Below are 12,157 nucleotides of genomic sequence, written 5' to 3' on the forward strand. Positions count from 1 at the left end.
CTTGTTCCGGGGTCGCAATCACTTTGGCAAAGCAATGGACATCTTTCACTCCAACTCAAAATCCTGTCATTACTCGGGAGGATTGATTATTCAGGTGCTTCGATGAGTACACGATAGTGTTCCTCCGGTCGGAAGCGCGTCGCACTCTTCGTTGCTTAGAGTTCTATTCGGCTTTTATGCTGAACAAGTCGCTTCCTTTTATGGTTGGGGGTACACCGTTTTAGCCCGGATTGGTGGTTTGGAATCTTTACCCGGGGTTCATTGAGACCGGGTTTACTTTCGACTGCTTGCTACAGTTGACCCGTTGGTACATTGGGCGAGTCACATTGCAGGAACTACACATGTTGTTTGTTGGGCTGAAATTTACCTCGCTCAGCAACCGGAACATAGCTTCATCTTTCGGCATTCAACAATCCCTATCGCTCAAACGTCATTTTCGCCGTCGCAATCATGATTGCTGTAGCTACGTCTCCTTGTATAAGCTGGCTGGTAGTTTGATTTACGGTTTGGGTGATGTATAACCTGTTCTTATCAAGCTTCATCTTTGCTCCCGCTGGTTGGGTTGCCTGGGTTGTGTTGTTCATCAGGGAAAACCCCGATTGAAAATGCAACGAGTCTGAACCAATTCGCTGATAGGAGATGCTTGACGAAGCCGGAGGAACGTTGAATTGAAAGGGCATCGAAAAGCTATCCAGGAACACGCCGTTTTCGTACATCAAAGCGTTAGCCATCGTGTTGACCGAATAAGAGATATTTGATGTAGTTGCTATTGTCGGACTAAATGATATCGAGCCGGTATTGTTGTCGGTGATATAATTTGTTGTGGTTACTGTTTTGTTGATATCCGCCCCGGAGATTACCTGGTTGCTAGATTTTGTTTGTACTTCTAAGGAAACCAGTTTCCAGGTACCTATCAGGCCTGCGTTTGAAGGGATCGTTGTGGTTGTGCCTGTTCCGTTTTGAACAGTTCCGTCGATGCCTTTTTGACAAGCGAAAATAGTAAGTGACAATACCGCGGCAATAAAAGGGGTAAAGGTTTTTTTCATGGATTGTTGATTAAGGAAAGAAATAAGTCTAAAAAGGTTGCTGCAATTACTGAGGCCCGATCTGTAGTGTCAGGCTTCACCATTGCTGCACCAGGCCATAAACGCTGCAAGCAGCGGTTTATTTGCTTCCTGGTACTTATTGTCTTTCTTTCAACATGTTGTAATCGGGCGAGGCTAACGAAAACTGACCTATGCTACAGGCAAAACTAACTGGTGTCATTTCCGCCACGCTAAGGTCTCTTACTACGAGCAGGGTTGATCCAATTACACGGTCAACAATTACCCGTTATTTATAGGCTTCAGAAAGTTGACACAGATTGATATGTCATAACAAGACCCGGGGATAAGTAGATGATTGGGGCATTAAGACGTTCCAGGTAAGGCATACGTATTCCATAGTCGTTTTAGACGACCCAACAGGCTTGGGCGACAGGTTGGCATCACCAATATTAGCAACGACCTGGAGGCACAGCGGCTTTACAGCAGGAACGATCAGGAAAATACTGCTGTCTTCCTTTAAGCAGATGGTGACGCAGTACCTGCCGGAATATCCCAGTTGTACATCCTCGGCGAACCCAGCGTGCCGATCTTTGTGTCTTGCGGCCTGTATTCTATTTTCACCGTTTTAAATACCATCTCAACCATCTGCAACACATTGCCATCTTCGGTTCCGGCATTTGAAACTTTGGTAACGAAAACACCTTCCATGCTCATCGTAAAATAGGTTTCCGGAACCCCTTTGCCGGTTGTTTTGGTCATCTGTAACTCAAGCTTCGGGAAGGCTTTCCCGGTGCAGATATAGCCAAGAATCACGGTTGATGAACTGTCGAACCGGTGCGTGAAGCTGAACTTGCCAGGATTAGGCTTTCCTACGCTTGCGCCTCCACCTTTGGTCCAACTCGACTCGGCTTCAACTTCCCAATCCCAACCCTGGATCTCTGTCCATTTTTCTTTTCCTTTTTGAATGGACTCGCCCTCGGCTTTATCAAAAAAGTTAACGAATGCATTTACTGCCATGTTTATAAATTTTGTTTGTTGAAACAAGATGGAAATAAACGTTGACTGATAAAAGCATTACGGCGTTTCAACCGCAAATTATTTTTGTAAATGGCTATGTTTAGTTGTTCACCTGTAAATTTTGCAAAAACAATCCTGAATTATGTAACCAGGTCTATGGCACTATGATCAACCTTTGTTGAAAAAATTGTATGAAACAGATGCATGCACATTTACCGCATCACCACCTGGGGTCCGGCGATGCAGCAAACAATTCATTAAAGGCTAATTATTTCAAACTTGCCATCAGTGCAACACTTCATTGTCTCCTCGGATGTGGATTAGGTGAAATTTCAGGAATGATTATCGGCGCTGCCCTGCACATGGATAATCTTTCTCAAATGATCCTTGCGATTATCCTCGGCATTGTTGGGGGCTTCGTTCTGGGTATGCGGCCCTTATTAAAAGCAAAGTTTTCCTTCAGAGCGGCATTCAGGATGGTGTTGATCGCTGAAGGCTTAAGCATATTGGTAATGGAAACAACCGAGGTACTTGTTCAGGTTTATACCCCGGGTGTTATGCACGCAACACTTACCGACGGCATTTTCTGGATTGGTATGTTGTTGGCGCTGGCTGCCGGATTTCTTGCTGCCTTTCCCATCAACTATTATATGGTCAGGAAAGGGAGAACACATCATCACTGATAGCAGGCGTGTTATCGTTGATGGTGGTAGGTGTTACCCCTCATTTATTATTGGCCTATTCTTTCCTGCTCTTCGTTTGCGCTTCCCACTGTTCTCTTTACCGGTGCAATCTTTTTGCCTTTGCTAAAACGGTACGAGAAGCTTAATGAGATAACCCTGGTTTCGGCAATTTCCTGGAAATCGAAATCTACGTTTCCGTATTTGCCGACTCCCCTAAATCTTTGGGTGTAAAAAATATCGCGTATACTTAAACGAAGTGTTCCCTGGTTTTTCAATACCTGCTGTCCAACACCTGCACCAACAAATCCAACTGGTTTTGCCCGCATGACACCTTCAAGCCAGCCATTTCTGAACCTCCCGTTTATTTCAGCAGTTAACGTTTTATTGATCTTGAATTGTTGGGTTCCGGTAACAACAAAACTGGTTGCGGCAAAGTTGACCGAAGCGTTGCTCACAATGCCTTTATATCGATTGTTGAATACATTCACATTCATCGTGCTGGTCCACCATTTCGTAATTGGGTTATTCGCGTTTACAGCAAGGCCAATCTGTTCAAGTGAAGCAATATTGGATGGCTTTGTATATGCTTCCTGGCCTTTTTGTTCAATAACGCCTTCAATAATATCTTTTGTACTGGTGTAGTTTAGCGTTGTGGTAATTTGGTTTTTCCAGGTATGGGTTAGTTCTATATTATTGCTCAATGAAGGCTTAAGGTTTGGATTACCCTGGCTGTAAGTGTACCTGTCTATAAACCTGATGAATGGATTCAGACTTTGGTAATTCGGACGTCTAACCCTTCTTCCGAAGTTTGCACCAAAGCTATTTTTTTCGTTTGCCTTGTATTGAAAATAGGCTGTGGGAAAAAGCTGGATGTAGTTGCGGTTGAAGTCCTCACCCGTTGTTAATTGTTTTCCTTTTGCAATGGTGTTTTCCAATCGTAAACCGAGCTGCGCACTGATCTTTTTCGATAAAGGAGTGCTGTAGTTTACATAGGCGGCATTGATATTCTCCTGGTATATAAAATGATTGCTCCGGTTAAAGTCGTGCACTATTCTACCGTATTGAACACTATCGTAATTGGCATTATTATCTGTACGTACAATACCGCTTTTAACACCTGCTTCAAATTTTGCATTTTTCTTTAGCGGATGTACATAATCCACTCTTCCGCTGTATACCTGTATATCCTGCGGTAAATCTCCATTCAATGTATCTGCTTTTCTAAATACCCTTCCAGCTGCATCGGTGTAAGAATTTACCATATACTGATCAACTGCCGAGGTATAACCCAGGAAGTCGATGTCCGATGTAATTTCCCTGCCTTTGTTGTTGAGCTGGGTACGAAAGTTAAGGTTTGTACTAAAGCTGTTCATAACCCCATCGTTGTTAACGGTAGCCATAGTAATACTTTCCAGGTTTTTCAACGCATTGGATATGTTGGTGACATTCTTGTTTGTTGAAAAATTCGGAGAGGACGTAGCTCCTGCCACGATACCAAGAGTAGTTTTTTTGCTTACAAAATAATCTACGCCTACTTTGGCATTATAGGAGTTTCCTTCTGAAATGCGATCGGCTTGCTGGTTGAATACCTTATCAATAGTGCTGGTATTATCGCTGATGATATTGCGGTTGATTTTTAATGTTCCGAAACTTTTGCGGTAATTGTGGCTGAGGTTGGTAAACACATTTATTTTGCCGTTGCGATAATTCAGGTTCAGTGCTTCATTTGTTTTTGGATACCTGCCTTGTGTCACACCCAGCGTTGCTGATCCATTGTAACCGGCGCTGATGTTCTTTTTTGTTTTTATGTTGATGATACCTGCACCTCCGGCAGCATCATACCGCGCTGGCGGGTTGGTCATAATTTCAACCTGGTCCATTTGGTTGGAGTTCAGGTTGCGCAAAAGGTTCGCGAGATCGGCTCCACCGAGTTGGGTTGGACGGCCATCAATCATAATCATCACTCCTTCCTTACCTTTCAGGCTGATATTTCCATCGCGATCAACAGATACACCCGGGGCTTTTTCAAGAACCTCTAAAGCTGAGGTTCCAATATTTGTAATCGAGGCCTCCACGTTAACGATGGTCCGGTCGATTTTTTGTTCAACCAGGGGCCTCGTTGCCGTAACTGTAACACCCGCAAGATCTTTGTTGGTCGGGGTTAAACGAATGGTTGGAATGCTCAGGTTTTGTTGAACATCAAGGGTAAATATTTTGGAATAGCTTTTTTTGTACCCGACTGCCGTTGCGGCTAAGAGAAAGTTGCCGGTATTTACATTTTCGAAGAAGTAAGCTCCATCCTTATTGGCTGCAGATAGTTTAAGCGTTGCAGAGTCTTTTGCCCGTAGTAAGGATATTGTCGCGCCTGCTATTGTTTTTTCGTCTTTACCAATAACCAATCCTGAAATTCTCGGGGCACCCTGGCCAAAGCCGCTTGATGCAAGAAAAACCGTCAGGGTAAGGCAGAAAAAGCGTTTCATAATCGGGAATGTTTTGGAATAATGACATGGGTTGAAGAAGAACAATTATCACCACGTTCTACCAAGGGATTAACAGTTGATGGTATATAGTGTACTATTGTTCTAGTGCACTGCTAAAGTAGTGTCTTTTTGGTGCGGCGGCCATTTTTCATTAACAATCTTTTAAAAATTCTATTTGAACGGCGAATTGAGCAACTAAACGGCGGAAGGGGAGTTGATAGCCTGTTTAACTGGCTTCCTAAAACGCGCTTAATGAACGCCGGTAAGCAGGGCAATGGTTTGCTGCCGCTTTCGAGCTGAAGATGGGCTTAATTATAGGGGAAGGCTCCCGGATGTTGTGCACCCCGGTATAAACCTCGGGAGCTACCAGGAGTACTGCATTTTCTTGCGCCCGCTGTTTATAGTAGCATTGATAAACGCACTACGGTGCTGAACAGGTGTTCAAATAGGTGCGGGTAAGTTAGCGTTGTTAAGGATCAATATCCCAGCAGGTGCTTGAAAAAAAGGGGCTGTCTCAAGCGATTGAGACAGCCCCTTTATATTCGGCTTGTTGTTGGAGGAGCGTACGCGTTTTGTTGGACATTAGTCCTTTCTTTTGCTGTTAAGACAAGCTTTGGAACGACGCTTTTACGTAGCGGTCAAAATGCTCAATTGATCTTTTTATTTGTTGTTTAAATAGTTCTCGTACTCAACACTGGCAAGGATGAATGTTCCTATGGCCTTACCTTCGTTCTTAACAACTGTTACATCTGAACCGCACAGGTAATAGTTGATCGTACCCGTACGGGAAGGGTTACCGGCAGGTCCAAGCCCGGCAGAAGCACAGGACTGGATAATGTCGACTCCTGTTGCTTGTGGACGAATAAACGTCTTTACTAAACCCTGGTAGGCCTTTTCTGCAGTAGACCTGTACGTGCCTTTATCCAGCAATCCCAACCGCATGCCTTTAAAATAGGCATAAGTAAAAATGGATGAGCAGGATGCCTCAAGGTAATTTGCAGCGGTACAAACATTAAACGTTTTTCCGTTCACCTCATCTCCCTTGCCATCACCTTTCATCGTTGAATCGTATTGCAACAGTTGGTACCATACCCCCGAACCTTTATCCTGCCACCTTTTTAAACCGGTAGCAACCTGGTTTAAGTTTGTACGTATCGTTGAATAATCCGGATGGTCCTTTGGCATTACCTCGAGTACATCAACCAGCGCGGCAAAATACCAACCCATACCCCGGCCCCAGAACTCCTTACTGCAACCCAGGAACGGTTCAGTTTTGTTTGCCCAAAATGAATTGGCATCATTTGGTGTAGCGGACCACGCATGGTAATTCAACTGTTTGTCGGCATTGTACGTATGCTGATGCAGGATCTTAAATTGATTGGCAATGTCCGTCCAGCTCTGCCGGTTCTCACTTGCATCTCCTGTTCCAAACTCCGATTGCCAAAGTGCATAAACTGGTGCTCCCATATAAAGCCCATCGAGCCACATTTGCGAAGGGTATTGGGCCTTGTGAAAAAAACCACCGGCACCAGGCAGTCCTTCTTTAATCCGTGAATGCTCGTTTTTTAATTTGTTACGGATAAGCGTTGCTGCATTTTTGTAACGATTGGCATCTTTGGTATTGCCTTTTTTGAGTTCTTCTTTGTACAGGGTAAAAAATATCCGGCCTGCAGCGAGATCATCAATATTGCTGGGCCCAAGTGCCGACTCGCCAGACGACCGAATGATCATAGAACCATCTGCATTGATGTTCCGATCTGCATAAGCTTTCACGGCACCATAATATTCAGTTTTGGCGGGGTACTGTTCCCAGGCGCGCAGTACTGAAATTGCAATCAGTCCGGTAACATAGTCCCAACCCGTGGTAGACAACCGTGCATGTAACTCGCGATTGGTATAAAAATCTTTTAGACCGTGTGACTCCACCATCTTTTGCGACCATTGTTCATTCGCAGCCAATGCCTGACGATTTTTGCCCCTAGTAAAACAGCTATTGGTGATGAACACGATAGCAACAATGAGACTGATGCTACCGACGAGTTTGGCTGTGCGTGGTAATGGAAAGTTGTTCTTCATACAGACTTTGCTACGTTGATTAATTTATTGGTGCCTCCTGCCAGGCGGCCTAAAGTTCAAACAATTGTTATAGACGAGGCTGCAATATAAAACCGACTGGCAATTATAAGGAGTTCAATCTGCCTCAAAGGAAGGGGACTTCCCGATTCAACCCAAAACAATGATACTTTTCAACCTTTTGCCACGACTTCAACGAAGAGTAGCGGTTGCCATCCGGTTGAGCACGGAGGACATACTGATCAACTTACCGGGTAACAATCTGTGCAGACTAAACTAATTTCTTAATTTAGCCACCACCACAGGAGATGGTGTCTTCCTGCACCAACCGCCGTTGTAGCCGGCTGATGACACCTGCAAATAGTCCATAAAAGAACAACTGCTCACTTAAGCGCTTCAGAAATCCTGCATTGATCACTGTAATAAGTTTTGATGCAAATGAATACGCTGCTGAGTTGTGGAAGTTCCGCAAAAAGTTTTGATTAACATGAACTTCCCGGGAAACCTAATCTATTTGTAGGATGAGCAAACCAGCAAACAATCAACATCGGCATATACTATGGCACTTGCTGTATTGGTCGGTTCTCGTATTTCCGCTTGCCATTTCTGTTGGCTCGCTGGTCGCCTTGTTTTTATGGTTGCTTGATGTTGTTACCGTCTTCCGTTGGGCAAACCTTTGGCTCATTTTTCTACTACCCGTAGCGGGCGTATTGATCGTGTGGGTTTACGAAAAATTTGGAGGTGTTGCTGCTCGCGGCAATGACCTTATCATGGATGAGATCCATTCTCCAGGTGGTGGGGTTCCTCCACGAATGGCACCACTGATATTAATTACAACCCTGGTTACTCATCTTTTTGGCGGTTCAGCGGGCCGGGAAGGAACAGCAGTGCAAATGGGCGGAAGTATCGCAGCGACGATCGACCGATTTTATAAACTCGGGAAGGACGACCAACGCATTTTACTAATGTGCGGAGTGTCGGCCGGGTTTGGTGCAGTGTTCGGTACCCCGGTAGCGGCGGCTATATTTGCAATGGAGGTATTAACCGTTGGTAAGTTAAAGTATAATGCACTATTACCCTGCCTCATCGCAAGCGTGCTTGCCGACATTACCTGCACGTCTTATGGTATCGTGCACACCCGTTACCAGGTAGCTTTCGTTAACACACCCGATCGTTGGGTTCCCTGGGTTTCGTTGGACCTTATCCTACTTGGTAAAGTCATTATTGCAGGTGTTTTTTTTGGTGCAGCGAGTTACACCTTTGCAAAACTTACACATGGGATTAAAGCGGGTGCAGCGAGGGTTGTTAGCAATAAATTGCTAACTGCAATGTCAGGCGGGGTTCTGGTGGTGGGCATGTCTTACGCAATAGGTTCGTTCGACTACCTTGGGCTTGGGGTAACAAACCCGGCTGACGGTGTTAGTATCATTTCCGCATTCCAGCCACACGGTGCTGGTTCCTGGAGTTGGTTTTGGAAATTGCTATTAACGGCGATAACCCTGGGTTCCGGCTTTAAGGGCGGCGAGGTTACTCCACTATTTTTCATTGGGGCAACACTTGGTAATACGCTTGCCACTGTCAGTGGTTCTCCCGTTGACCTGTTTGCTGCCCTTGGTTTTATAGCCGTTTTTGCCGGAGCTACAAACACCCCGCTAGCCTGTACTTTGATGGGAGTTGAATTATTTGGATCTGAAAACATAGTGTACTTCGCTGTTGCCTGCTTTACCGCTTATTACTTCAGCGGCTCAGCAAGCATTTATTCGGCTCAACGTAAGGGAACATCAAAGGCAGGAAGGGAAACAACATCTGCTATAACAGGGGCAGAATAGTAAAGCATGGATCTTCTGAGTCAGGCTAAATGCGTAACGTATATTCCCATTATATCGTAGTGACCCCAGGTGCAATCTTCGAAATCTACAGCCAGTGGTAGGCTTGTGCTATACGGAGAGAAGAGGATAGCGTAATGGCATGCACACACTTCTGACAGGTAAGAGTGCCCGGCTCAGTCATCTGCAGCTGATTACCCGAGAGGCAAAGTAGCTATCAAAAAAAAGGCGACCAATTGGTCGCCCTTACATTTTTATTTGGAAGTTATTATTGCAGCAATACTTTGCTGGTTGTAACAACTGCACCGTTGTTAACTATCTGAACAAAATAAGTACCGCTTGCAAAAGACTTGAGGTTCAAAGTTCTAAAAGGTGTTTTACTGATTTCAGACAGTACCTGTGTTCCAACGGAGTTGTATACTGCAATAGATGCGTTCTCAAACCCTTGTGGTAACTTGATGGTGACCTGGCCGGTAGTAACGGTAGGATAAACCTGTACGCTATTTTTACCTGAACAGTTCAAAGCAACCTCCCGGATCTGGCTATACGTATACTTTCCGTCTTTATCTACCATGCGAAGCCGGTAATAGACTTTACCTGCTGATGCACCATTGTCGGAAAAAGTATAGTTTTTTGCTGTTCTGGCATTTGTAGCAGTCAGCTGCCCGATCTCAACAAAGTTGGTTGCATCGGTACTGCGTTCGATACCATAGAAGCCGGCATTGATCTCTTCAGAAGCTTCCCATCTCATGTTGACTGCGCAACCATTTGGATTGATATCAAACGCGGCAAGCTTTATTGGTAAAGAGACAGGGTTTGCAAGTCCAATGTAAGACAGTGCATCGGAACTCCCTCCATTTACCGGCACGGTTGATTGTGGGTTCTGGTAAAAAGGTGCCTGGTAGTTCGTTATATCGCCAAGTACATTAGCTTGAAAATACCAGTAAGCGCTTCCTTGTCCTCCACCGCCGGGCATGTTAACCAACAATTCAGCATTTGGATTGCAATTGGCCGTACAACCATTAAACTGGATGCTGAATATTCTTTGTTCTTCATTAGCAACCCAGTTGTGTGCTACTGTTGCGGTATTGGCAAAGATGAAAGTCATTAGGTAATAAGGCGCTCCGTTGATTGTTTGAGTGCTTATAACCACCTCTCTTGAAGTACTTCCCAGGTTGTTGACGAGAAAAGTAGGCTGTATTCCACTGATGCCTGCAACAGGTCCAAGCGAGTTAGGTGTTGGTCCTGAAGAAGTAACCCCGGCAGTGGGCGTTGCAACTGCACCAACAGGAGCAGGCGTAATGGTATTTGGAAAGGCGAGTACAAAAGTCATGTTCTCGTCGCGCTGCGAAAAACTTGCTGAAGACTTTACATATAAATCAATGGTTCTTGGTGTTGTGCCTGGCTTGATGGTTGCCTGCATTGTTTGCCCTATGCCCGTAAAAACAGCCAGGGAAGTTAAAATAGATAGCCAGAGTCTTTTCATGAAACTTGATTTTTCGTTGATATTAGTCGATTTGCTCGGTAAAAATATTACTTAAAAGTCCGCTTAAGATAATATTTAACAAGAAGTTCTGATCGTTGGCAGGTCCGTTGGTTTTGATGCTGCCATCCAGGTTTACATCTTCAGCGGAGTATTGGTTGGAAATTACAAGTGATAAAGAACCTCCAAGCTTTCCGTTTTGTATACGATCCTGGTCGTTAGCAGGTCCATTGTATTTAACGTTATTGTTTGCGTTGGCATTTCCACCACGCATAACCCAAACTGTTCCCATTTGAACCATCGGGGTGTTTGCCTGGTTTTGGAAGGCCATACTGCCCGACGTGGTGAAATTGGCAGTTCCTGTACCACTTGTGAAATCAACGGCATTAGCCGACCTGATACCAAGGTGGTTCCTGTGACGGATAGATACATGGTACCTGCCCGGTACAAGACCGTCAAAGTAAATTTGTGTGCTTGATCCTTCAGTCTCCACAATAGTACCATCACGTTTTACAAAAGCAGCTCTTCTCGCCACAATTGTTGAAGGGTTATTCTGACTTCTCAATTCTATCAATACCCAATCAACGATGTCTGTGTTGGCTGCAAAGAAGTTCTGACCAACGGTTTCTCCGCCACTGTAATTGAATGGAGCAACATTGTAAGGCTGGCTTAGCGCCTTATCCTTAAGAATACCTAATGTGTTAAGGGCATTGCTCATATTTCCCGTTGTGGTACTATAAGCGCCTTGCAAAAATACCTTGCCACTAAAGGTGATGGATGCTTCAGGACCAGCGCGGTTGATGGTAATGCTGTAGTTCTTAACAGTTGAGCCATCCTGTGCAGTAACTGCAACCGGAATTACATTGTCGCCTTCAACAAGGTTGATTGGCGCAGAAGCTGATCCGCTTGCTACGTTGATCCCTTTGACTTTTACTGTTGCATTAGCATCAGCAAGGGTAGGCGTAATGGTTATAGAATTTACACTATTAATTACACCAACAGTGTACGCAAGCGTGTTAGCAGTAAACGTCGGGTTGAGCGCTCCTGCTGATGTGATCAGGTTAGAAAGGTTAGCGTTGGTACCAGGTGCTGCTGCTTTCATGACGGTGATCGAATAGTTCTTAACAGTTGAACCATCCTGTGCAGTAACTACAACCGGGATAACGTTGCTACCTACCACCAGGGTGATCGGTGCAGAAGCAGAACCGCTTGTTACAGCGTTTCCTCTAACGGTTACGGTTGCATTTGCATCAGCAAGGGTTGGAGTAACAGTTACAGAAGTAACGTTGTTTGCAACACTAACGGTGTAATCCAGGGTAGTTGCTGCAAATACCGGGTTAAGTGCTCCAGCTGAAGTGATCAGGTTGGAGAGGTTTGCATTTGTAGCCGGTGGTGTTGCCCTTGTTATAGTGATTGAGTAGTTCTTAACAGTTGAACCATCCTGTGCAGTAACCACAACCGGGATAACGTTGCTACCTACCACCAGGGTGATCGGTGCAGAAGCAGAACCGCTTGTTACAGCGTTTCCTCTAACGGTTACGGTTGCATT

7 protein-coding genes, 1 pseudogene and 1 riboswitch are annotated in these 12,157 nt (G+C 44.9%); of the genes and pseudogenes, 2 read left to right on the forward strand and 6 right to left on the reverse strand.

Annotated features, from left to right (window positions below):
• Positions 1-416: 416 nt before the first annotated feature.
• Positions 417-1,046 (reverse strand): hypothetical protein, encoded by a 630-nt coding sequence (locus EXU57_RS20570; protein ID WP_133270137.1) that lies wholly within the window; start codon positions 1,044-1,046, stop codon positions 417-419.
• Positions 1,047-1,562: 516 nt separating this feature from the next.
• The gene (locus EXU57_RS20575; RefSeq protein WP_133270138.1) at positions 1,563-2,063 is read right to left on the reverse strand and encodes an Hcp family type VI secretion system effector; all 501 of its coding nucleotides are present in this window, start codon (positions 2,061-2,063) and stop codon (positions 1,563-1,565) included.
• 191 nt (positions 2,064-2,254) lie between these two features.
• Here EXU57_RS20575 and EXU57_RS20580 point away from each other — a divergent pair, with 191 nt between their 5' ends.
• On the forward strand, positions 2,255-2,746 hold the full coding sequence (locus EXU57_RS20580; RefSeq protein WP_133270139.1) for a DUF4396 domain-containing protein: 492 nt from the start codon (positions 2,255-2,257) through the stop codon (positions 2,744-2,746).
• 47 nt (positions 2,747-2,793) lie between these two features.
• On the opposite strand, the gene EXU57_RS20585 is transcribed toward EXU57_RS20580, so the two are convergent.
• Entirely contained in the window at positions 2,794-5,226 is a 2,433-nt protein-coding gene (locus EXU57_RS20585) for a TonB-dependent receptor domain-containing protein (protein ID WP_133270140.1), read from the reverse strand.
• Between the two features lie 660 nt (positions 5,227-5,886).
• Positions 5,887-7,302: a glycoside hydrolase family 105 protein gene (locus EXU57_RS20590; protein ID WP_207955553.1), complete on the reverse strand. Its 1,416-nt coding sequence runs from the start codon at positions 7,300-7,302 to the stop codon at positions 5,887-5,889.
• Between the two features lie 292 nt (positions 7,303-7,594).
• Positions 7,595-7,663: riboswitch (Fluoride riboswitch) on the forward strand.
• A gap of 157 nt (positions 7,664-7,820) precedes the next feature.
• Here EXU57_RS20590 and EXU57_RS20595 point away from each other — a divergent pair.
• Positions 7,821-9,128, forward strand: coding sequence for a voltage-gated chloride channel family protein (locus tag EXU57_RS20595; protein ID WP_133270141.1), 1,308 nt, complete (start codon positions 7,821-7,823; stop codon positions 9,126-9,128).
• A gap of 265 nt (positions 9,129-9,393) precedes the next feature.
• On the opposite strand, the gene EXU57_RS20600 is transcribed toward EXU57_RS20595, so the two are convergent.
• Together EXU57_RS20600 and EXU57_RS25950 are read right to left on the reverse strand one after the other, a co-directional pair.
• Entirely contained in the window at positions 9,394-10,611 is a 1,218-nt protein-coding gene (locus EXU57_RS20600; RefSeq protein WP_133270142.1) for a T9SS type A sorting domain-containing protein, read from the reverse strand.
• An 802-nt stretch (positions 10,612-11,413) separates the two neighbouring features.
• Positions 11,414-12,157 (reverse strand): annotated as a pseudogene (locus tag EXU57_RS25950) (cadherin-like beta sandwich domain-containing protein); the annotation flags it as partial.

This window comes from Segetibacter sp. 3557_3 (assembly GCF_004354985.1).
Lineage (GTDB): Bacteria > Bacteroidota > Bacteroidia > Chitinophagales > Chitinophagaceae > Segetibacter.

Coding starts and splice junctions, on each gene's coding strand:
- EXU57_RS20595 (WP_133270141.1), top strand. CDS start 7,821: ATGAGCAAACCAGCAAACAATCAACATCGGCATATACTATGGCACTTG.
- EXU57_RS20570 (WP_133270137.1), bottom strand. CDS start 1,046: ATGAAAAAAACCTTTACCCCTTTTATTGCCGCGGTATTGTCACTTACT.
- EXU57_RS20600 (WP_133270142.1), bottom strand. CDS start 10,611: ATGAAAAGACTCTGGCTATCTATTTTAACTTCCCTGGCTGTTTTTACG.
- EXU57_RS20580 (WP_133270139.1), top strand. CDS start 2,255: ATGAAACAGATGCATGCACATTTACCGCATCACCACCTGGGGTCCGGC.
- EXU57_RS20575 (WP_133270138.1), bottom strand. CDS start 2,063: ATGGCAGTAAATGCATTCGTTAACTTTTTTGATAAAGCCGAGGGCGAG.
- EXU57_RS20585 (WP_133270140.1), bottom strand. CDS start 5,226: ATGAAACGCTTTTTCTGCCTTACCCTGACGGTTTTTCTTGCATCAAGC.
- EXU57_RS20590 (WP_207955553.1), bottom strand. CDS start 7,302: ATGAAGAACAACTTTCCATTACCACGCACAGCCAAACTCGTCGGTAGC.